This is a genomic window from Haliscomenobacter sp., assembly GCF_965225875.1.
GTDB lineage: Bacteria > Bacteroidota > Bacteroidia > Chitinophagales > Saprospiraceae > Haliscomenobacter.
Window position 1 is genome coordinate 2,613,118 of the sequence record NZ_CBDDBS010000003.1, and the last position, 21,993, is coordinate 2,635,110.

The window sequence follows — 21,993 nt, forward strand, 5'->3', positions numbered from 1 at the left end:
GCATTTGAAAAAACCGCCCGTTTAATTTTTTGCCATGAATCAAATACTAACAAAATTGCCTGGAGTAAAAAAACCATTTGTTCATCGAGAAATAGTCATTTCCGATAAAACAAGGATGGAAAGGAATACCGATCGTTGCCTATACCTGGCAATCGCGTTGGATGCTGTTTGGTTGAACCTGTGTTTGTTTGGGTTCTTATTGGTACAAATTTCGTACAACCAGGGTTTTAGGCCAGTTGTGATGAACACCCTACCCTACTTGGTATTGTGTATCAATGTATTCTGGCTCTTAACTGCAACTTTTACAAATGTCTACCAGGTTTTTGAAGGGGTTAAATTGAATCTAAAAATCAAGGACTTGTTCTTGAGTGTTTTGATCTATACTGGATTGATCAGCCTGGTTTATTATCAGTTCTTTTTCCCGGTTTTTCAGACCCACTTTTTGATCCCAGCCTTTTTTTCTTTTTTGCTGCTTTCCGCTGTTTCGCATTTTGCCATCCGCTATTACATCAGGAATAGAACCGTTGGTTTGACTTATGCCGTGATAGGGGGTGAAGGTTCCAATCTCGAACACCTGCAATTGGTACTTTCCTCGGTATATGGGGATCAGGTGATGTGCGTGGGGCGCTTCGCAAATGAAGAAATACCAGAAGCGAACAATTTGGGCAGTTATGAAGACATCGAAGCTTATTTAAACAAAAACAGCAGCATCAGCAAGCTCTTGTATTTCTATAGTGATTTGTCCAAAAAATCAGTTCAACGCATCATTCAGGTTTGCCGAAACCGGTACATCGATTTTGAAATCGTACCGCTTGAAGTAGATCTTTTTGAACAAGGCATTAAGCTGGAACAATTTGCCTATTTGCCGATTTTCCGCCGTAAAAAAGAACCCCTGTGCCTGGTCCAAAACAAGATCCTCAAACGTGTTTTCGACATTGTTTTTAGTTTGCTGGTGATTGTGTTGATTTTCCCCTGGCTTTTTCCGCTGGTCATCCTTATGATCAAGCTGGAGTCAAAAGGCCCCATCTTTTTTCTGCAAAAACGAACAGGTTATTGGAACAAACCCTTTAACTGTATCAAATTCAGGACGATGGAGGTCAATGCAAAAAGTGATCGCCAACAGGCTACCAAAAGGGATTCCCGCATTACCCAAGTGGGCGCAATTTTCAGAAGAACCAATATTGACGAATTGCCACAGTTTTTTAATGTACTCAAAGGCGATATGTCGGTGGTAGGGCCGCGGCCCCACATGCTTCAACATACGGAAGATTACTCCAACCTGATCGACAAATACATGATCCGGCACGAGGTAAAACCCGGCATAACCGGGTGGGCGCAAGTCAGTGGCTGGAGAGGCCCAACCAAAGAACTGTACCAGATGGACAAAAGAGTAGAACACGACGTGAATTACATTGAAAACTGGAGTTTTTGGTTTGATTGCAAATGTATCTTTCTCACCGTACTGAATATGGTAAAAGGGGAGGACAATGCATTCTAAGATCCTCAGTATCCTCAATAAAGGGCACCAAAGAAGTGTCAAAATCAAAAAAAACATCCTTGAAAGCATCCTGATCAAAGGAGGCAGTGTGATGGTCAGCTTGATTATGGTTCCCTTGACGATTGACTACATCAATCCGTCGAGGTACGGGATCTGGCTGACCATCAGTTCGATGGTAGCCTGGGTTAGTTTTTTTGACATTGGACTGACCCAGGGGTTGCGCAACAAGTTTGCCGGGGCCAAAGCCGAAGGGGATGACGACAAAGCCCAGGTCTATGTCAGTACCGCCTATGCCCTGCTGGGTTCGGCTTTTTTGGCGGTTTGGCTGGTTTTTTTGGCCATTAATCCCTTGTTGAACTGGGCAAAATTGCTGGGGGTTTCCAGCGAGATGCGGGCTGAGGTGTCTATCATGGCAGTGATTGTATTTACCTACTTCTGCCTGCAGTTCGTATTGAGGATCATCACCACCATTTTAACGGCGGATCAAAACCCTTCAAAAGTAGCCCTGATTGATTTTGCAGGGCAGCTGTTGTCCTTGTTTTTCATTTTTGTATTGATGAAAACCTCGGAAGGATCCCTGATCCGACTTGGTCTCGCACTTTGTCTTTCGCCACTGCTGGTATTGATGGTGGTGAATGTTTTTTTCTTCCGGGGTGCTTACCACAAGTACCGCCCGAGGTGGCGTAAAGTAAAATTATCCTGCTCCAAAGACCTGCTCAATCTGGGGCTGTTTTTCTTCGTGATTCAAATCGCATTTATCATCCAGTTCCAGACGGCGAACATCATTATTGCCCAAAATTTCAGCACCGCAGCGGTGGTTTCTTACAATGTTGTATTCAAATATTTTGGGGTCGTGGAAATGATCATGGTCATTTTTGTCAGTCCCTTTTGGTCCGCTTCCACCGAAGCCTTTCTGAAAGGAGAGATTTCCTGGATAAAAAGCAGTGTAAAACAATACAACTTACTAAATCTGGCACTGGTGGGCATGAGTATCGTGATGCTGCTGCTGGCCAGCAGGGTGTATGATTTATGGTTGGGAAAAGGTACGGTACACATTGATTTTCAGTTGTCGCTCTGGGGGTTCTTGTTTTTTAATGTGACCATTTTTAGCAACATCTACGTGGCTTTTCTGAATGGCATTAGTGCACTGCGCCTGCAGTTTTTTTCCAGCTTAATCAGCCCCTTTGTTTACATCATCTCCTGCCTGGTATTGATAAAACATTTCCACATCGGTGTACATGCGGTATTCATCGCTGCGATTATAGCAAATTTCAACGGCTTTCTTTTGGCCCCCATCCAGTATTACCAAATCATCGAAAAAAACAAACGAGGCCTTTGGGCTAAATAACGCAGAAAAATTAGCTTCCCGATTTGGGTTTTAAATAATTGATGCATGACAAAAATTGTACAACTCCAGTATCGTTCCTCCTCCGCAGGGGATTTTGGCAGAAGGCTTCACGATGAATTCATTAAAGTGGGGATAAACTCCAGCATTGTATCGCTGTATTCCGAAGTACCAAATAGCCGTACCCAGGTCAAATTGGGCAAAAAACAAGAATGGGTTTCAACCTTGAGTTACAAAGTGAATGAACATTTGGCGCGTAAGGCCAACAAGGATTTTGGTTTGTTTTCTTATTCCACATTTGGGTCAAATGTCACCCACTTGGAACAGGTCAAACAGGCCGATGCCATTTACCTCCATTGGGTGCATCACGGTTTTTTGAGCCTGGTCAATATTGAACAATTGGCAAAATTAGGCAAACCGATCGTGGTCATCTTGCACGACATGTGCTACCTGACTGGGGGGTGCCATTATAGTTTTGATTGTGATAAATACAAAACGAAGTGCCACAATTGTCAATGCTTCCCGGATTCAAAAGAAAGAGATCTGTCGACCATAGGCTTCGAACAAAAGCTAAAACTGTACGCCAAATACAACAACCTATTCTTCGTTTCCCCCAGCAAATGGCTATACGACTGTGCCCAACAATCTGCTTTGACCCACAACAAACCCCTGTTTCATATCCCGAATGTACTGGACCGCAGCATCTTTAAACCTTTTGATAAAAAACTGGCCCGGGAAATCCTGAATATCGATCCAGATGAGCAGATCATTTTATTCGGGGCAGCGCATGTGCAAAGCCCCTACAAAGGCTGGGACTATTTACAAACGGCTTTGAAATTATTCCATCAAAGGGTGCACCCTGAAAAAACCTCGGTGCTGATCTTTGGTACGGGCGATGACCCTAAAATTTCGGAGGCCATTCCTTTCCCCATCCGGTTTATGGGGCAACTGAAGGATGAATACACCCTGGCGGTATTGTACAACGCAGCGGATGTGTTCATTGCGCCTTCGCTGGCCGACAACTTGCCCTATACCATTTTTGAATCACTGGCTTGTGGAACCCCCGTGGTTGCGTTTAATACGGGTGGAATCCCTGATTTGATTCAGCACGAGATCAATGGCTACCTGGCTACCTACAAGGATGCCGAAGACCTCAGCAGAGGAATTCATTTTTGTTTGACGCATGAGTTGCACGTACGGCCACCCATAGAAATGGACAATTGGCTGAGTATCAACAAACACCTGGAGTTGTTGGAGGTGTTAAAACCTGCAATTTAAATGCAAGTTGGCAAAAACAATCCAACACTGCTGTTGCTCGGCGACGCTACTTACCTCAAGCACCTCATCCTTTCCCGCAAAGATCGTTTGTTGCTCGATCTGTTTTGGCTGGGCTTTCTCCTGTATACAATCGGGTATGCGGTTGCACAATCCACGTATGTGAACTACATCATCTGTCAGGCTTTTCAGAGTTTGGGTTTGGCTTTGTTTTGGGTGGGCCTTTTTACCCAACTCCGCTTTTCATTTGAAAACCTTTACCTCAGGGTTCTTTTTATCCTCTATTTCATTTGGCTGATGCTGGTCATCCTGCGGGGAGGCGGGTTTGACTACGATTCGATTAAGGTGATGCTTTTTGATGCCTGGTTTGGCATTTTTTTGTATTTCACCCCGCTGCTTTTGTTGATCCCCAAAAATCTATTCTTTTACAAAAGGCTATTTGACGTCATTTTGCTATTGGGTCTGGCTTTTTTAGGCTTGAGTGTCCTTTTTGCGAGGGAGATCATTTTTGCAGACCGGGAAGATTTAATCAGCCGAAACATTGTCGAAATTTTCGCCCGCACCTTGGGCATGCCTGCCGCTTTTATCTTGCTGACTTTGGCATACCATTCCAACAAACGGAAAATAATCGCTTTGGTCACTGTGTTGACGATCATCCTTTTGGCCATTCTGAAAGCCCGCCGCGGCCTGCTTTTAATCTCCACTTTGCCTCTATTGCTGGCTTATGCTTTTTACCTGTATCAAAGCAAAGCCAGGGTTTTGGTGATTGTTTTTTCGGTGCTTTGCTGTGGGGCATTGGTTCTATATGGAAGCTTTTTTCAGGAAGGCGCTTTGTTCACTTACCTCAAAGACCGCGGGCTCGAAGATACCCGCAGCAATGTAGAACTGTGTTTTTACCGGGACATGAGCAGCACCGACTGGCTGATTGGCAAAGGTTTGACGGGCGAGTATTACTGTCCAGGGATTGACCCAGACAACCGGACGGGTTATCGCCATGTCATCGAAACAGATTTTTTACAAATCATCTTAAAAGGAGGCCTGATCAGTTTTGGCCTACTGCTTTTGATTACCATTCCGGCAGCCATCCTGGGCATTTTTTATTCCAAAAACCTCTTCGCCAAAGCCGCTGGTATCTGGATTCTTTTGGCCCTGATCAACATGTATCCATCCACGGTGAACACTTTTACCCTGAACTACCTCATGGTTTGGATTGCGGTAGGAATCTGTTATTCCAAAGCAATCCGCATGCTTCCTGAAGAGGTATTGACCTTGTATTTTAATCCATCTCCATCATGACTATGCCCAAAGTACTCATCCTCAACCAGCCATTTAACACGGATACGGGGGGAGGAATCACCATGTCCAATTTATTTACGGGTTGGGACAGCTCAAAATTGGCGGTTGCTTGCAGTGGCTATTTGCTCCAGGACAACATCGACATCAGCATTTGTAATACCTATTATCAGTTGGGGGAAAAAGAACACAAATGGGTTTTTCCTTTTAATCTCCTCAAGCGGAAATACCCTTCCGGGCTGGTCAGTTTTGATGAAAAACCCATCCAGAATTTGACCCTGCCTGTTTCCAGATTACGTGTGCAACTCATTAACCAGGTGTTTTATCCTTTTTTGCAGTATTTAGGCTTGTTTCATGCGGCTTCCAGCTATCAATTGTCAAAAGATTTTTGTGCCTGGTTGGATGAGTTCAAGCCGGATGTCATTTACGCCCAAAGTTCGGATCGGAGTTCCATCGCTTTTTGTATTGCGGTACAAGCTTACCTCCAAAAAAACATGGTTCTCCACATGATGGACGATTGGCCCAGCATCATCAGCGGCCAAGGGCTGTTCCAACACTATTGGCAACGGAAGATCGACCAGGAATTCAGGGTGTTGCTGGAAAGATGTACCCTGTTGCTGAGTATTTCCGACTACATGTCTGAAGAGTACCTGCAAAGGTATGGTAAAACGTTTACGTCTTTTCACAACCCGATTGATGCCCATTTTTGGAAACAACACCAGCGAACAAACTATGCGCTCAATGCGCCCCCTACCCTACTGTATGCGGGCAGAACTGGATTGGGGATTCAAAACTCGCTCAAAACCATCGCCCAAACCATTCAAACCTTGAATGAAGAGCTTCAGCTTTCCATCAAATTTGTGTTACAAACCGCAGAGATTCCAGATTGGGCTGCAGCTTATTCCTGTGTGCAGCACCGAAAATTTGTCCCCTACAAAGAACTGCCCAGGGTGTTTTCTGAAGCTGACCTGCTGATCCTGCCTTACGATTTTTCAACCATAGCCACCCAATACATCAAATATTCCATGCCCACCAAAGCTTCGGAATACATGATCAGTGGAACGCCCATTGTGCTTTTTGCGCCCAAGGATACGGCAGCGGTAAAATACGCTGAGGATTTTGGCTGGGCCGTAGTGGTGACTGAAAATAAGGTTGAGGAATTATCCCGGGCCATCAAAACCCTGATCCTGGATGAAAGCGCCCGAAAAAACCTGGCTCAAAAGGCCCAAAAAATTGCCGCAATGCGCCATGATTTGAGCAGGGTATCCAGGGAATTTAAGGAAACGATTTGTTCGGCTATGGCAGGACAACTGCAACCTATAGAACATTTTGCTCGGAGGACATGAATAGCCCCAGGCTTCAGCCTGGGGTTGGCGCAATGCCCCCAGATCTGGGCTTATGAAGTTTTTTGAAATAAACGATCTTTTGTAGCTGCCAGCATTTCTCAATTTCAGGCTCATTTAGGAACGCTTTATTTTAAAAACTTCATCAACATGGAAGATAATCGAAAACCTCCAGGCTTCAGCCTGAATAACGATTGAATAGCCCCTGGCTTTAGCCTGGGGTTGGCGTAATGCCCCCCGATCTGGGCTTATGAAGTTTTTCGTAAAAAACGATCTTTGAAATATTGGTAACTTAGCATCAAAAAGAGGAGAGATGAGAATCTATCTAACCTTGAGCGAAGGGGAAAAAGAAGCCTTGGAAGGCCTCTTGAAACGTTCACCCAAGCCCTATCTTCGAGAGCGAGCGAGTGCCATTTTACAAATTGCGTCTGGTTCCTTTGGCAACGAAGTTGCAAACAAAGGCTTACTGCGACGTCGGCGCAAGAACACGGTCTATGACTGGGTGGTTCGCTACAAAGCAGGAGGCATCAAAGGCTTAGAACAAAAGGCAGGCCGCGGTCGTAAGCCTGGGTTTTCCCCCTCTAAGCCCCCCACAACTACAAACCCAGGTTGAGTTGGTGGTAGGTCAAAGTCCAACTAACTTTGGTTTAGATCAAAGTCGGTGGACGCTAAAGGCATTGAGGGAAAAGATCGAGGCATTTAAGGACTACTCCCTGGGTGGAGTGTGGCAAGTACTCAAAAAAATTGGGGTTCGCCATTTACGAGCACGCCAATATGTACATAGCCCTGATCCAGCTTATCAGGCCAAAGTAGAGTACCTGCTACAGCAAATCCGAAGCCATAATCCTGGAGAGCAGGAAATTTATTTCTTGGATCAGCTCACCGTATATCTCCAGCCCACGATTGGCTATGACTGGAGTCCAGCTTCGCAAAAGCAACCCTTGTGTAGATTAGGTCATTATTCCAATAAAACGTTCAGAATCTGTGGCGCTTTAAATGGACTAACGGGCCAAACCCACTATTTGATTCGTCATAAAATCAAGGTACCCACCATCATTCAATTTTTTGAGGAACTCACCCTGAAGCATCCTCAAAAAACCATTTGGGTCATCCTGGATAATTGGCCGGTTCATTTTCACCCCGACGTCCTTGCTGCTTTAGCTCCTCAGCAATCTCCATTCCCCATAATTTTACCCAAATCATGGCAACATCTCAAGCCTAAAGCAAAGTTCAAGGGTAAAAATTTACCCGTTCAATTGTTGTTTTTGCCCACTTATGCTTCTTGGCTCAATCCCATTGAAAAAATGTGGCGATGGCTCAAGCAAGATCTTTTGCACAATCATCGCCTGGTCGATCAATGGGATGCATTGAAAATTAAAGTCGAACAATGGTTTGCACAACCTGGTCATCAAAACCAGCCTTTGCTTCAATATGTGGGCCTAAGGGCTTTACAGTCGCCTTTTTATCGCCCTTTCGCTGATGTTAGTTCCAATATGTCAAAGAACGCTTTTTAAAGAAAACTTCATTAGCCCAAAAGAGAGCGATTCCCGTAATCCCCAGGCTGAAGCCTGGGGCTATTCATATCCTCCGAGCAAAACGCCCAGTTTGAGGTAACCTTCCATCATCCCAAAAAAAACATGTACAAAATAACCATTGGTATTCCAACCTACAAAAGACCAGCCATGCTGGACAAACTGCTGCAAAGCATTTATAACAGCCATTTGGATCAGACATTGATCAAACAGGTTGACATCATCATCGTCGACAATGATGCTGAAAAAACAGGAGAACAAACCACTACCAAGTGGGTGAAAAAAACCAAACCTGGATTTGGACTACACTATTTTAACTGCCCAAGCAAAGGGTTATCCAATGTCAGAAATGAAATCATCGAACAAGCCTTACTATTGGAACCAGACTACATCGTAGGCATCGATGACGATCAGTATGTAACGCCCAATTGGTTGAATGAACTGATCGCAACAATTGTAAACAAGCATGGGGATTTTGCCCTTGGCCCAGTGATCCCAATTTTTGAATCCTTTGTCTCCCCGGAAATTGCCCAATGGTTTGGCCAAGAAACCATTGAGGATCAAAAAAAAGTGGACTTTTTGGAAACTGCAAATTTGGTGATGCGCGCCCAATTCCTCAGAGACCACCAGCTCAGGTTTGATACCCGATTCAATACGCTCGGTGCCGAAGACACTTATTTTGGGGTAAGTGCTGTGAAAAAAGGGGCAAATATTTTTTGGTCCGCAAAAGCAATCGTGTACGAAACCATTCCAGCCCATAGAGCCACTCTGCAATGGCTGATCAAACGCAGGTTTCGGGTGGCCAATACCTATACCTACATCATGTTACTGGAAAAACGCTATAGCCGGGTGCTCAAAAAAATCCTGGTGAATGTGGCATACCTCTGTGTTGGTGCTTTAGCCATCGTCTTGACCCCCATCGGTTTTAAATATCGATACTTCGGCGTGCTAAAAATCGCCGAGAGTTTTGGCGGATTCGCAGGCCTGGTGAACATTAAATTTCACGAATACTCAACAGGCAGGTAGCATGTGCGGAATAAACGGAATGCTTTCACTAAAAGATAAAAATGAGTTTATCCACCATGGCTCATTTCAATCGACCCTTCGGTTGATGAACAAAACCATTGCTCACCGGGGGCCTGATTCGGATGGGGTATTCGTCAAAAATGGACTGGGGCTGGGCTTTCGCAGACTGAGCATCATCGATCTAAGTACCTCGGCCAACCAGCCCATGTTGAGTGAAAATGAAGATGTAGTACTGGTTTTTAATGGGGAAATTTACAATTACATCGAGGTAAGACAAAACTTGATTGCCAAAGGATACCAGTTCAGAACCGATTCGGATACCGAGGTTATTCTGAACAGTTACCTCGAATATGGCGAGGCCTGTGTCAATCATTTCAACGGGATGTGGGCCTTTGCGATTTATGATTTTCGCAAAAAAAAGTTGTTTTGCTCTCGCGATCGGATGGGGGTCAAACCCTTTTATTATTGCATCGTGGATCAGGTCCTGTATTTTTCCAGCGAGCTGAAGGGACTACATGCAGTGCATAAATTTGAAAACGCCAACCTCAGCAAAGTATACGAGTACCTGGCCTATGGATACAGGAACAATGATGGCGAGACTTTTTTTGAAGATTGTTTTGAATTATTGCCCGGCAACAACCTCATCGTTGAACAGGGCATCCTTTCTCTTCACAAGTATTGGGCCTTAAAGGAAAATTTATTTCAACATGATTCGGCTTCAACTTTTTACGAAGAGTACGTGGCCTTGTTTGAAAGTGCCGTAAAATTGAGGTACCGGAGTGATGTCCCGGTAGCTTTGTTGCTGAGTGGCGGCCTCGATTCTTCCGCCATTGCCAAGGTGACCGACAACTTGATCCAAAGGGGGGAATTGAATCAAAATGAGATCCACGCATTCATTGCCTCCTTTCCAAATTATCAATACGATGAAACGCCGATCGCGCGGGAATTCACCAAAACTTGTCAGCACATTCGCCTGCATGAAATGGTGATCGATACCCAACAAAGCATCGATGATATTGACCAAATCATTTACGCCCTGGATCACCCCGTGTTTTCTTTTAACACTCTTGTTCACCACAACATCATGAAAGCCTGTGCCGAAAGAGGCATTAAAGTTGTACTCAATGGCCAGGGCAGTGATGAAGCGTATGGGGGTTATGAGCGTTATATTTCCGGGGTACACCTGGTCGATCAACTTTTAGCCCGAACCGGAAATTTCTCAAAAGAGTTTTCGGCAATAAGCAGTTTTAATCAGTACTCAAAGACCTTTCTTTTAGGTCAAATGTTCAAATCGATCATCAACCAATCTTTTTCGGCCTACCTGAGGGCCCGGTTTCAGGAAAAATCGCTGGGCTATTTGGACAATACGTTTGTAAAAGACAATTATCCACACTACCAGCCTGCCTACCAATTCTCCTTGAAGGGCAATAATTTCAGCAATTACCTTTTAAAACAGATCAATCACGAAGGGCTCAACCAAATCCTGCACTACGAAGATGTTTCTTCCATGTCGCAGTCCATTGAGATACGCTCGCCTTTTATGGACTACCGCATGATGGAGTTTGCCTTTTCCATTCCCAATGATTTGAAGTACAAAAATGGGATAACCAAACTGATTCAGAGGGAAACCTTCGGTAAACTGCTGCCCGATTCGATCACAAAAAATCGGAAGATTGGATTCAACACCCCCTTCCTTGAATACATTTCCAGTGATACCAGCTACAAGGATTATGTGCTGAATGTGGTGCATTCTGACCACTTCTCCGCAAAAAGAATCTGGAAGGCCGATAAAATTCGAGAAGTATTTAAAAAGCCCATGGATCACCCCACATTTCCTTTTTGGCGGGTGATCAATCTGGAAACCTGGTCAAAGGTTTACGGCATCACCAATTTGTAGCCTTTTCAACAGGGCTATTCACCTTACTAAGTATGACGCAAAAAATTACTTCCCGATTTTTTTTGAGGCTTTTGAATAGGAAGCTCACTTGAAATGAAGCGTTCGACTTCCTATTCAAAACCCAAATCGGGAAGTTAATTTTTCTGCGCTACTAAGCAACTTAAATTTCAACAATATGAGCAATCATTACGACGAGGATTATTTCAACTGGCAAAAGAACATAGGCGCTTTTGGTGGTTGGGCAAATTTGGTAAAATTTAAAAAATTCATCACCCCCCAAATGAATGTCATTGATTTTGGTTGCGGTGGCGGGTTCCTTTTGAAAAACATTGATTGTAAAGACAAAATCGGAATAGACCTTAGTGATCAAGCGCGGAAAACCCTGGATGATTTTGGGATCAAATCCTTCAAATATGTACAAGACGCTCCCGATAATTGGGCTGATTGTATCATCTCCAACCATGCATTGGAGCATGTGCCCGACCCACTGAATCAAATTTCATTGCTAAAAGAAAAATTAAAAATCGGCGGTAAAATAATTTTTGTGGTACCCTGTGAATCAATTACCAGTAAGTACAAGCCCAATGACATCAATTACCATTTGTTCTCCTGGAGCCCATTGAATCTGGGTAATTTATTCACAGAAGCTGGTTATAAGGTAATTGAGTCAAAGGCCTACATCCACAAATGGCCTCCACGTTATCAGAAAATCGCCAAAATATTTGGTAAAAAAGCATTCAACATTATCTGTAGAATATATGGACACATTGAAACCTCCTGGTTCCAAGTAAGAGTGGTAGCCGAAAAGACATGAACCACCAAAATCCAATGAAAATCCTACTCATCCACACATTTTACCGGGGCAAAGGCGGAGAAGAGGCTGTGGTAGCCGCCGAAATGTCCTTACTCAAAGAAGCCGGATTGGAGGTGGAAATATTGAGGTTTCAAAACCCGGGTAATGCGATAAGTGCGCTTTTTGCACTACTTATTTCACCCTTCAATCTTTTTTCTTACATCAAAACAATCCATAAGATACGTAGCTTCCAGCCCGATGTAGTGCATTTGCACAATTGGCATTTTGCTGCTTCCCCAGCTGTAGTGGTTGCCTGCCAATTTGCAAAAGTACCCGTCGTGTTGTCCTTGCACAACTTCCGACTCATCTGCCCTTCAGCGACGCTTTTTTTCCATGGACACATTTTTTTAGAAAGTGTACATCAAAATTTTCCCTGGAAAGCGGTCAGCAAAGGGGTTTACAGAAACTCAGTCCTACAATCTTTCTACCTGGCTTTTACCATCTACTTGCACAAACGATTAAAAACCTGGCAAAAGGTCGATCAATACCTGGTTTTTTCGGCCTTCATGAAAAACATTTTTCTACAATCCACTTTGGGGATTCCTGAAAATAAATTTGTCATCAAGGGGAATTCAATTGTTGATCTTCTATTTGAAGACAACACCGATAGAAAAAAGCACTTTGTTTTTATCGCCCGATTATCCGCTGAAAAAGGTCTCGATGTGTTATTGAAAGCATTCGCCGAAACAGGATTTGAATTATTGATTTACGGATATGGACCATTGGAGCAAGAGGTCAAAGCATATGAAGCGCTTTACCCAAACATACAATTTAAAGGCCCATTACTCCATGACAAAGTCCCCGACGAATTGAGAAAGTGTACGGCATTGGTCTTTCCATCCACTTGTTTTGAAGGAATGCCTTTGACCATACTAGAGGCATTTTCAACGGGTACTCCGGTGATCGCCAGCAATTTAGGGGCAATGTCAACGATGGTTGTGGATCATGACAATGGTTTGCATTTTGAATCTGGAAACAGCGTTGATTTGGCTCAAAAATTACAATACTGGCATACATTGCCAGAAAGTAAACAAAAACAATACAGGCTAGGGGCAAGAGCAACTTATGAAAAAAATTACACCCCTGAAGCCAATCTAAAAATACTGGAGTCCATCTATTCAGCCCTGTCGTAGCTACGTTTACTAAGCTTTAAAAGTTTAGTAAACGTGGCTAACCCAAACCAGAAAAAGGATGTATAAACTAACGATTGGAATTCCAAGCTACCAAAGACCAGCCATGCTGGAAAAACTGGTGAAGAGTATTTTTTCCTGCAATATCGACCATTACTTGATCGCGCATTTGGACATCGTGGTTATGGACAATGATGTAGACAGAAGCGCCGAACCAGTCATTAACAGCCTGATCTCCAGCAATACCGATGAATTTTACCATTTACACTATTTTAATTACCCAGAAAAAGGATTGTCGAATGTTAGAAATGAAATCATCAAAAGGGCCATGTTTTTGGAAGCAGACTACATCGCCTGTATCGATGACGATGAATATGTAAGCGCGGAATGGTTAAACGAACTTATCCGCACGGTAGTCAACAACGGTGGGGACTTCGCCTTAGGGCCAGTGATTCCGGTTTTTGAAAAAGAGGTTTCGCCCGCGATTGCGGAGTGGTTTTTTTACTTCAAATTTGAGGATCAGCTAATTCTGGATTTCATTTATTCCAGCAACCTGATCATGCGTACCCGCTTTCTCCTCGTTCAGCAAATGGAGTTTGATCCCCGCTTCAATACCACGGGAGCCGAAGATTCCTACTTTGGCGCAATCGCGATAAAAAACAGAGCAACGATTTTTTGGGCAAATAAAGCAGTCGCTTACGAAACCATCCCCAGCAAAAGAGCAACGCTGGACTGGTTGATCAAACGCAAGTTTCGCTTGGCCAACTCCTACATGTATGTTCTTTTGTTGGAAAAAAAATACATTAAAGTAGTCAGAAAGGTATTTGTCAGTCTTTTTTATCTGCCAATTGGCTTTTTCGCAACGTTGCTCACGCCCATAAATTTCAAGCACAGGTATTATGGCATCCTGAAAATCGCCGAAAGCATCGGTGCACTTGCAAGATTATTCAACATAAAATACCACGAATATTTAAAACCCCGGTAGGCCGTGCTATCCACTAACACACCATGAAAAAAGTTTTAATCATTCAGCAGTCACTAGTCCAGTACCGGAAGGATTTTTTTGATCGGCTCCGCAAATCCTTGCAGGAAGAAGGGGTAGAATTGTCTTTGGTCTACGGGAAAGGAAGCGAAAAAGAGGGGTATAAAAATGATGAAGTTGATTTGGGGTGGAGCAAATACATTCCCAATAAAACCATCAAGTTGGGTAAAGCCGACCTAATCTGGCAACCCTGCCTAAAAGAATTGAAAGGCAAAGACCTGGTTATTGTAGAATCCGCCAATAAGCTGATTCTAAATTATGTGTTGATGCTCGTTCGGCATTTTTCGCAGCTCAAACTGGGCTTTTGGGGACATGGCCAAAATAGGCAAGATGTTACCGGCAGCCGGAGCAATCAATTTAAAAACCTTTTCCTCCACGATTGCAACTGGTGGTTCGCCTATACCCGTGGGGTAAAGGAATTTCTGATTGAAAAAGGGTATCCGGCAACCCAAATCACTGCGGTACAAAATGCAATTGATACCACCCTGCTCCAGGAGCAGTATGCACAAACCAGTGCAAGCGAAGTCGAGCAACTCAAGGCTGAACTTGGCATTGTGGGTGAGCATGTCGGCATATTTTGCGGGGGCATCTACCCCGAAAAACAGATCGATTTTTTGTTGGCCTCTTGCCTGAAGATCAAAGAAAAATTGCCCGATTTTCAGATGATTTTTATTGGTGCAGGCATCGATGCGCCCAAAGTCATCGAGGCTGCGGCCCAATATCCCTGGATGCATTACGTGGGATCCAAATTTGGCAAAGACCGCGTGGTCTATTTTAAGATCGCTTCTCTCTTTTTAATGCCCGGCCTGGTTGGATTGGCTATTCTGGATTCTTTTGTTTTTGAAACTCCCATCGTAACCACCAATTATGCTTTCCATAGCCCGGAGATCGAATACCTTGAACAAGGGGAAAATGGCATTATGGTGAACCATTCCATAACCGATTATTCGGAGGCAGTTGTGGCTTTGTTGTCAAATGGATACTACAAACTTATGATGCCCTACTGTAAAGTCAGTGCTAAAAAATACAGCATCGAAAACATGGTTGAAAATTTCAAATCGGGAATACTGAAATGTCTATCCTGAATATGAAAAAAAGAATAGCCGCTCAGTCAACTGCATTTTTGGAATATACCCTCTTTTCAGGATCACTGGATGATCTTTTTTTTGAAAAGAAAGCCCTCATCAATACCATCAATCAATACTCGTATTGCATCGCGGAAAAAGACCCGGAATTCAAAAAAGCACTATTGGGTGCTGAAATATTGCTCCCCGATGGTGTAGCCATTACTGCTGCTGTCCGGTTTTTGTATGGGAAAAGTATCCAAAAAATTGCTGGTGCGGATGTGCACCAATACCTCTTGGCCTACTTGAACCAAAAAGCAGGAAGGTGCTTTTATCTGGGCTCTTCCGAAGCCATTTTACAAAGCATTCAAAACCGATTGGCAAAAGAATACCCCTTGGTTGAAGCTGGCTTTTTTTCGCCGGCCTACCAGGCTTCATTTTCGGAAGAAGACAGCAGCGCAATGATCCAGGCTGTAAATGCTTTTCAAGCAGAGGTTTTGTTCATCGGCATGACCGCCCCCAAACAAGAAAAATGGGCTTACCAATTCCACGCGGATTTGGAAACAAGATTAACCTGCTGCATCGGCGCTGTTTTTGATTTTTATGCGGGCAGTGTCCGGCGTCCCCAGCAAATCTGGATCAATCTGGGACTGGAATGGCTAGGGCGGCTCCTTCGTGAACCCAAACGCCTCTGGAAAAGATACCTGTATTATGGCCCCATTTTTATATACGACATGATTGTAGCGAAGTTAAAAAGAGCAATAAACTAGCCTGGGCCGATCAAAAATCAACAACATGATAACTCATTTAAGTAAAACGCTAACCAACATTTTTGGAAAATCCTTCGTGGTAAGGTCCCTGAAAAGAATCTCCTGGACAACCCGAAGAATGGCATCCCTGGCACATGCTGTCCAGATGAAATACGAGTGGGGCACCCAACCTCAACCAGAATGGTACGACCATTATGGAGATCAATTTTATCAGTTCAGTGCAACTCAAAACCCACTATGGGTGGAAAGGGGGGTCTTTGGGCTGTTGCCGATGAAGCAAGGGGCCAATGTTTTGGAATTGTGTTGCGGCGATGGGTACAATACCTATCATTTTTATTCCATCAGAGCGGATAAAATCATTGCGGTGGACTACGACCAGGAGTGTATTGATCACGCCAAAAGATACAATCAGGCCAAAAACATTGAATTTAGTTTATGCGATATTCGACACCAGCTACCGGAGGGTTCATTTGACAACATTGTATGGGATGCGGCAATTGCCCTTTTTACCGAAGAGGAGATTGTGACAATAATGGAAAACATCAAATCCAGATTAATACCCGGCGGAGTTTTGGCTGGCTATTCTCTCGTTGAGCCCCTGACTGGAAAACAAACATCCATTCACAATGAAAGGGTGTTCAGGTCAAAAGAAGATTTAAAAAGTTTTTTTGAACCCTTTTTCAGGCATGTAAAAGTTTTTGAAACCATTTATCCCTCAAGGCACAATCTTTATTTTTATGCTTCGGATGGGGTACTGCCTTTTGACCCAAGTTGGGGGCATTTAAGCCAGAAATGAAGAATGTTTATCGATTGAGGGGGAAAACAAAGGGGGATAAAACCCCTTTTTAGATATTCCAAAAAAGTTGAATTATTGGTTCAATCGATACCAAAAATTACATAAATCACTGATTGCCTATGAGTTAAAAAAATAAGCTAAATACTAAAGGTCGGCGCTACTCGTTCCAAAGGCGAGTAACAAGAACAAACAAGCCGATTATGAAACAGTTCACGCTTTCTTCATTGCTACTGCTATGGGGTTCATGGCAGTGCCTAGCAAACAATTATTACCTTTCTAACGCCCGTGGCGACGATTCCAGGAGCCCTTTGGAGGCCCAGAATCCACAAACGCCCTGGCGGACCACCGCCAAATTAAATGCCTTTTTTGCCGAGCTTCAACCCGGAGATTCGATTCTATTCAAACGGGGCGAAGTATTTTTCGGAACCATTCAAACATCCAAATCAGGGTCTCCCCTATCGCCCATTGTAATAGGGGCTTATGGTCAGGGCGAAAAGCCCGTGATCAGCGGATTTACTACCATTTCGAACTGGAAATCGATTGGAGGAGGGATCTACGAAAGTCCTGTTTTGGCCAACCAATCAGCGGTGAATTTGGTCGTCATCAATGGGATCAACCAGGCCATGGGCCGCTACCCGAATGCAAATGCAGTCAATAAAGGGTACCTGAATTTTGAATCCCACGGCAGCAACTTTATTGTGGACAACCAACTTTCTACCAGCATCAACTGGAGCAACGCAGAACTGGTGCTCCGAAGCACCCGGTACACGATCGACAAGGTGAAAATAACATCCCACTCCAAAAAACAGCTCAACTTTAGTGCAGCACTTCCCAATGGGTTGATGGATGGTTATGGTTATTTTGTACAAAATCACTTAAAAACTTTAGACAAGTTTGGAGAGTGGTTTTACAATCCTTCCACCAAAAAGCTCAATGTTTTTTTGGGCAGCAACAATGCCGCCAATTTTAAGGTGGAAGTGGGAACCATTGATGTGTTGATTGAACCCAGAACGAGCAACCTCGTGATCGACAATTTAACCATCAGAGGGGCCAACCGATACGGCGTATTTTGTGATTGGTCAAACCTGCACAATCTAAAAATTACCAATTCCCAGATTTTATACTCGGGAATCGACGCCATTCAATTGTCTGGACGTTCCAATTTTGTATTGGAAAATTGCAGCATCAATTACTCGAATAGCAAAGCGGTCAATCTGAATTACAACAACCCACATGCTGTTTTGAAAAACAACAGCATCCGCAATTCTGGCATTGATCCGGGTATGATTTTGGGCCAAGCTTATGGGATTGTCAGTTATACCAAAGGTTTGGTGGCGCAGAACAATACCATCATCAATACCGGATATGCTGGAATCCGCTTTTTTGGTGACTCCAACCTCATCAAGAACAATTTGATCGATACCTTCTGTACCATTTTGGACGATGGTGCCGGAATTTATACCTGGACCGGGGGCAACAACACGCTTTTTTTCAAACGAAGCATTATTGGCAATATCGTTCTCAATGGCCTTGCTGCTCCGGAAGGCACCAACGACCCCAACTATTTGCCAGCCGAAGGGATTTACCTGGATGACAATTCAACCAACGTGGAAGTTTTTGACAACACGGTGGCCAATTGTAAGAACAATGGAATCTTCATTCACAATTCCAGAAGCCTGCAAATTCAGAACAACCTATTGTTCAACAATGGGATTCAACTGCTGACCGTTCACGACCATTTGGCTGGCCCGGTTTCGGATTTAACGGTTACTGACAACCAGTTTTTTTCCAAAAAGCAAGAACAGGTCAGTGCTTATTACAAGTCTTTGACGAATGACTTCGCAAGCTTGGGCAACTTTTCAGGGAACTATTATGCTCGTCCGTTTGATGATGATTTGACCATCATTTCCGAATATGACGACTACAGCGGCAATCGGAAGAAACGATTCTACGATGTAAAAAGCCCCCAATTGGTAACGGGTAGCAACCAGGAAGCTGGCGGAAGTCCGCTAAAAATAAAACCTTATAAGGTGCTGTCCGTGAACGAAAGTTTGAATAAATACCCCAATGGTGGATTTGAAACCAGCCCGATCAATGTCTACTGTTGGTCTGCCGATGGGGCCTGCCGTACTACCTGGAGCACGACCAGTGCACTGGATCAAAGGGCCATGAAAATTACGGGTTCAACTTCAGGTTTGCTCGCCCTTGAGTGTGGGGCAGTTACTAAAACCAAACAGTACATCCTCCGCTTCAGTGCAATCGGGCAGGTGGAAACCCATATTGAGGTCTTTTTGCGGCAAGTTAACTCTCCCTGGAAAACCTTGTCTACCGTAAAAACCATCCGAATTACCCCTACGCGGACAGAATATGAAGTACTTTTTTCCTTTCCAGCCTCGGAAACTGCTGCCTGCATCATGTTTCAGGCAGCCAGTGATAATTTTTCCTATTGGCTGGACAATGTAAAGCTGATGGAAGCCAGCGCCAGTATGGTCAACCCGGATGATCACATCCGTTTTGAATACAATCCAACGCTGACCAACAAAACCATCCAATTGGGGGCCAACTATTTGGATGTTGAAAAAAGAACACATTCGGGTGAACTGGTGTTGAAGCCTTTTGAATCCATCGTTTTGGTAAAAGTCCCTCAGACAGTTCCGATTCCTGTAGCAAATGAAGCAACCCTAAGCAGCAACTTTCGAACTCCAGTGGATGAGTCTAAATGGCTGATTTATCCCAATGTTTTGTCCAAAGAGCAGAGCGCTCTGAGCATCAAAATGTACACCGAAAAGCCCAGGGTCACTTTCACTATCGTTGATCAATTGGGTAGGATCATTAAAACGATACAGGCAGAAACCGTTCTTGGGTGGAATCTAATCAACTGGAACCTCCCAGCGGATGTGGCGTCTGGAACGTACTACCTTGTTCATTCGGAAAATTTGCTCAAAGAGGTGCTTCCTTTTATGGTAATCAACTCTAACTATTAATTTTTGGGGCTCTTATGAATGAGTAAATCAATCATAAGAGCCCCAATTTTACAGCTGGGTTACAAAATATGTTTTTGCACAAAAATGCCATCCACTTGCCGCAACTGGCCAGTAATCGAATCCGTAAACCCATTCTCCAGGTTAAACAACTGATAGCCCTTGTTGTCGAGGTATTTAATCATTTCAAGGTAGGTCATTTCATTTTCATACAATGGCGCAATGGACATTTCCAGTTGAATGATTTTAATGTCATCCAAAGATTCACTGGCACCGTCCAATACGTTTTTCTCATAGCCCTGGGTATCAATTTTTATCATTACACTTTCCCCCTTGGCACAAAAAGCCTTGAAGATCGAGTCAATTTTTTTGATGTCAATTTCCTCCTTCGCTACATATTTAGATTCGGGAGCGCTGCTGAGGTGCGCGGGCAGCATATTTAAAATCGAACTACTGAAAGAATTATTCGCAACGTTGATGGTACTGCTGGTGTCTTCGCTGCCCAAAGCGTAATTGTTGATCAGCCAAGTGTGGTCATTGAATGAAGCCTTCTTTAATTCCTCAAAAGCACTTTTTAAAGGTTCAAATGAGATGATTTTTTTTTGGTATCCCATTGCCCTCATTCTGAGCGCGTATTGTCCAATATTGGCGCCAATATCTAACAAGGTATCTATATTAAAATGCGTCATCATTTTCATTCGTATTACGGAATCGTCATCAGGGTATTTACTGATTTGAAACCCGTTTTTCCTCAGTATTTGTTGAATCAATTTTCTCATGTGGACTTTAAAGTTTAAAAATAAAACCGCTGCTTCCAGGCTTGATAAAGCGCTGATTTCGTGCATCTTTCAGCACAGGGTCTAAGTATAAATATAAGGTTTTTTTGCCAGTTTTTTTTAAAAAAATCATCAAAGCGGCCAAACGAGCCCTTTTTAATCTGAATATCGGTGTAAATCACATAAACCACATAAAATGTCTAAAAAAAGAGCCTTGATTACCGGGGTGACTGGCCAGGATGGTGCCTACCTCAGTGAGTTGTTATTGGCCAAAGGTTATGAAGTGCACGGCATCAAACGACGCTCTTCTTTGTTCAATACTACCCGCATTGATCACCTTTATCAAGATCCTCACGAGGGGGACTTGACTTTTTTCCTGCATTACGGCGACTTGACCGATTCAACAAACGTCATACGTATTGTTCAGGAAGTGCAGCCGGATGAAATCTACAACCTGGGCGCACAATCCCATGTACAGGTTAGTTTTGAATCGCCAGAATACACCGCAAACGCCGATGGTACGGGAGCGCTCCGCCTCCTGGAAGCGATTCGCTTGTTGGGCTTAACGGAAAAAACGAAGTTTTATCAGGCCTCCACTTCCGAGTTGTACGGCCTGGTGCAGGAAGTACCCCAAACCGAGCGTACGCCTTTTTATCCTCGCTCACCTTATGGCGTAGCCAAATTGTACGCCTATTGGATTACCGTCAACTACCGGGAGGCCTACAACATGTATGCTTGCAACGGCATTTTGTTCAACCACGAAAGCCCCCTGAGGGGTGAGACCTTCGTGACCCGCAAAATAACCCGTGCAGTCGCCAAAATTGGCTTGGGTTTGCAAGACAAACTCTACCTCGGAAACCTGGACGCCCGCCGCGACTGGGGCCATGCCAAAGACTACGTCGAAGCCATGTGGCTGATGCTTCAACAGCCCAAACCTGAGGATTTCGTGATCTCCACCGGAGTCGCCACCAGTGTTCGCGATTTTGTGCGCCTGGCATTTCAGGAGATCGGGGTAGAACTAGAATTTAAGGGAAGTGGTCGGGAGGAGATCGGCATTGTTGCGGAATCAAACAAGCCGGAGTTTTTCTTGCGCCCGGGGCGTGAAGTAGTGGCCATCGATCCACGTTATTTTCGCCTGGCCGAAGTGGAACTCTTACTCGGAGATAGCAGCAAGGCCAGGGAGAAGCTGGGCTGGGTGCCCAATTATGGTTTGGACGGGCTCGTCAAAGAGATGGTTGCCGCCGATCTGGATTTGTTCCAGCAGAATCGGGTACTCAGGGAAGCAGGTTTTATGGTAAAAAATGAATTTGAATGAGCCAAAGCACAACGAAAAAAAATGGAACAATCAAGTAAAATCTACATAGCGGGATAA

Annotated in this window: 18 protein-coding genes; 17 read left to right on the top strand and 1 reads right to left on the bottom strand. The window is 44.0% G+C overall.

Annotation, left to right across the window (positions count from 1 at the left end; all coding sequences use genetic code 11):
- Positions 1–115: 115 nt before the first annotated feature.
- The 16 genes from ACO08K_RS30440 to ACO08K_RS30515 all read left to right on the top strand — a co-directional run bounded on the left by ACO08K_RS30440 (position 116) and on the right by ACO08K_RS30515 (position 19,848).
- Positions 116–1,498 carry an exopolysaccharide biosynthesis polyprenyl glycosylphosphotransferase gene (locus tag ACO08K_RS30440; protein ID WP_421800279.1) on the top strand — a complete coding sequence of 461 codons (1,383 nt, stop codon included), beginning with the start codon at positions 116–118 and terminating at the stop codon, positions 1,496–1,498.
- Positions 1,488–2,846: an MATE family efflux transporter gene (locus ACO08K_RS30445; protein ID WP_421800280.1), complete on the top strand. Its 1,359-nt coding sequence runs from the start codon at positions 1,488–1,490 to the stop codon at positions 2,844–2,846. The genes ACO08K_RS30440 and ACO08K_RS30445 overlap by 11 nt, the downstream gene beginning before the upstream one ends.
- 45 nt (positions 2,847–2,891) lie before the next feature.
- Entirely contained in the window at positions 2,892–4,121 is a 1,230-nt protein-coding gene (locus tag ACO08K_RS30450; RefSeq protein WP_421800281.1) for a glycosyltransferase, read from the top strand.
- Positions 4,122–5,414 carry a hypothetical protein gene (locus tag ACO08K_RS30455; protein ID WP_421800282.1) on the top strand — a complete coding sequence of 431 codons (1,293 nt, stop codon included), beginning with the start codon at positions 4,122–4,124 and terminating at the stop codon, positions 5,412–5,414.
- Positions 5,411–6,757 carry a glycosyltransferase gene (locus ACO08K_RS30460; protein ID WP_421800283.1) on the top strand — a complete coding sequence of 449 codons (1,347 nt, stop codon included), beginning with the start codon at positions 5,411–5,413 and terminating at the stop codon, positions 6,755–6,757. The genes ACO08K_RS30455 and ACO08K_RS30460 overlap by 4 nt, the downstream gene beginning before the upstream one ends.
- A 310-nt stretch (positions 6,758–7,067) precedes the next feature.
- Positions 7,068–7,367 (top strand): hypothetical protein, encoded by a 300-nt coding sequence (locus tag ACO08K_RS30465; RefSeq protein WP_421795433.1) that lies wholly within the window; start codon positions 7,068–7,070, stop codon positions 7,365–7,367.
- 4 nt (positions 7,368–7,371) lie between these two features.
- Positions 7,372–8,268 (top strand): IS630 family transposase, encoded by an 897-nt coding sequence (locus tag ACO08K_RS30470; RefSeq protein ID WP_421798283.1) that lies wholly within the window; start codon positions 7,372–7,374, stop codon positions 8,266–8,268.
- A 123-nt stretch (positions 8,269–8,391) separates the two neighbouring features.
- Positions 8,392–9,312 (top strand): glycosyltransferase family 2 protein, encoded by a 921-nt coding sequence (locus ACO08K_RS30475; protein ID WP_421800284.1) that lies wholly within the window; start codon positions 8,392–8,394, stop codon positions 9,310–9,312.
- 1 nt (position 9,313) lies between these two features.
- Positions 9,314–11,209, top strand: coding sequence for an asparagine synthase (glutamine-hydrolyzing) (asnB, locus tag ACO08K_RS30480; RefSeq protein WP_421800285.1), 1,896 nt, complete (start codon positions 9,314–9,316; stop codon positions 11,207–11,209).
- A 175-nt stretch (positions 11,210–11,384) separates the two neighbouring features.
- On the top strand, positions 11,385–12,023 hold the full coding sequence (locus ACO08K_RS30485) for a class I SAM-dependent methyltransferase (RefSeq protein ID WP_421800286.1): 639 nt from the start codon (positions 11,385–11,387) through the stop codon (positions 12,021–12,023).
- 14 nt (positions 12,024–12,037) lie between these two features.
- A complete protein-coding gene (locus ACO08K_RS30490; protein WP_421800287.1) occupies positions 12,038–13,195 on the top strand; it encodes a glycosyltransferase family 4 protein in 1,158 nt (385 codons plus the stop codon).
- A 58-nt stretch (positions 13,196–13,253) separates the two neighbouring features.
- Positions 13,254–14,177, top strand: coding sequence for a glycosyltransferase family 2 protein (locus ACO08K_RS30495; protein WP_421800288.1), 924 nt, complete (start codon positions 13,254–13,256; stop codon positions 14,175–14,177).
- 23 nt (positions 14,178–14,200) lie between these two features.
- Positions 14,201–15,319 (top strand): glycosyltransferase, encoded by a 1,119-nt coding sequence (locus tag ACO08K_RS30500; RefSeq protein WP_421800289.1) that lies wholly within the window; start codon positions 14,201–14,203, stop codon positions 15,317–15,319.
- Positions 15,307–16,068: a WecB/TagA/CpsF family glycosyltransferase gene (locus ACO08K_RS30505; protein WP_421800290.1), complete on the top strand. Its 762-nt coding sequence runs from the start codon at positions 15,307–15,309 to the stop codon at positions 16,066–16,068. Before ACO08K_RS30500 ends, ACO08K_RS30505 begins: the two co-directional genes overlap by 13 nt.
- 25 nt (positions 16,069–16,093) lie before the next feature.
- Positions 16,094–16,864 carry a class I SAM-dependent methyltransferase gene (locus tag ACO08K_RS30510; RefSeq protein WP_421800291.1) on the top strand — a complete coding sequence of 257 codons (771 nt, stop codon included), beginning with the start codon at positions 16,094–16,096 and terminating at the stop codon, positions 16,862–16,864.
- Between the two features lie 200 nt (positions 16,865–17,064).
- Positions 17,065–19,848, top strand: a complete 2,784-nt coding sequence (locus ACO08K_RS30515; protein WP_421800292.1) for a right-handed parallel beta-helix repeat-containing protein — start codon at positions 17,065–17,067, stop codon at positions 19,846–19,848.
- A 59-nt stretch (positions 19,849–19,907) separates the two neighbouring features.
- Here ACO08K_RS30515 and ACO08K_RS30520 read toward each other — a convergent pair whose 3' ends face one another.
- Positions 19,908–20,624, bottom strand: coding sequence for an FkbM family methyltransferase (locus tag ACO08K_RS30520; RefSeq protein WP_421800293.1), 717 nt, complete (start codon positions 20,622–20,624; stop codon positions 19,908–19,910).
- Between the two features lie 193 nt (positions 20,625–20,817).
- On the opposite strand from ACO08K_RS30520, the gene gmd reads away from it, so the two are divergent.
- Positions 20,818–21,936: a GDP-mannose 4,6-dehydratase gene (gmd, locus tag ACO08K_RS30525; protein ID WP_421800294.1), complete on the top strand. Its 1,119-nt coding sequence runs from the start codon at positions 20,818–20,820 to the stop codon at positions 21,934–21,936.
- The last annotated feature ends 57 nt before the right edge of the window (positions 21,937–21,993 follow it).

Bases quoted from the DNA above. Each gene is read 5' to 3' on its own strand.
- ACO08K_RS30440 (WP_421800279.1), top strand. From the start codon at position 116: ATGGAAAGGAATACCGATCGTTGCCTATACCTGGCAATCGCGTTGGAT.
- ACO08K_RS30445 (WP_421800280.1), top strand. From the start codon at position 1,488: ATGCATTCTAAGATCCTCAGTATCCTCAATAAAGGGCACCAAAGAAGT.
- ACO08K_RS30450 (WP_421800281.1), top strand. From the start codon at position 2,892: ATGACAAAAATTGTACAACTCCAGTATCGTTCCTCCTCCGCAGGGGAT.
- ACO08K_RS30455 (WP_421800282.1), top strand. From the start codon at position 4,122: ATGCAAGTTGGCAAAAACAATCCAACACTGCTGTTGCTCGGCGACGCT.
- ACO08K_RS30460 (WP_421800283.1), top strand. From the start codon at position 5,411: ATGACTATGCCCAAAGTACTCATCCTCAACCAGCCATTTAACACGGAT.
- ACO08K_RS30465 (WP_421795433.1), top strand. From the start codon at position 7,068: ATGAGAATCTATCTAACCTTGAGCGAAGGGGAAAAAGAAGCCTTGGAA.
- ACO08K_RS30475 (WP_421800284.1), top strand. From the start codon at position 8,392: ATGTACAAAATAACCATTGGTATTCCAACCTACAAAAGACCAGCCATG.
- asnB (WP_421800285.1), top strand. From the start codon at position 9,314: ATGTGCGGAATAAACGGAATGCTTTCACTAAAAGATAAAAATGAGTTT.
- ACO08K_RS30485 (WP_421800286.1), top strand. From the start codon at position 11,385: ATGAGCAATCATTACGACGAGGATTATTTCAACTGGCAAAAGAACATA.
- ACO08K_RS30490 (WP_421800287.1), top strand. From the start codon at position 12,038: ATGAAAATCCTACTCATCCACACATTTTACCGGGGCAAAGGCGGAGAA.
- ACO08K_RS30495 (WP_421800288.1), top strand. From the start codon at position 13,254: ATGTATAAACTAACGATTGGAATTCCAAGCTACCAAAGACCAGCCATG.
- ACO08K_RS30500 (WP_421800289.1), top strand. From the start codon at position 14,201: ATGAAAAAAGTTTTAATCATTCAGCAGTCACTAGTCCAGTACCGGAAG.
- ACO08K_RS30505 (WP_421800290.1), top strand. From the start codon at position 15,307: ATGTCTATCCTGAATATGAAAAAAAGAATAGCCGCTCAGTCAACTGCA.
- ACO08K_RS30510 (WP_421800291.1), top strand. From the start codon at position 16,094: ATGATAACTCATTTAAGTAAAACGCTAACCAACATTTTTGGAAAATCC.
- ACO08K_RS30515 (WP_421800292.1), top strand. From the start codon at position 17,065: ATGAAACAGTTCACGCTTTCTTCATTGCTACTGCTATGGGGTTCATGG.
- ACO08K_RS30520 (WP_421800293.1), bottom strand. From the start codon at position 20,624: ATGAGAAAATTGATTCAACAAATACTGAGGAAAAACGGGTTTCAAATC.
- gmd (WP_421800294.1), top strand. From the start codon at position 20,818: ATGTCTAAAAAAAGAGCCTTGATTACCGGGGTGACTGGCCAGGATGGT.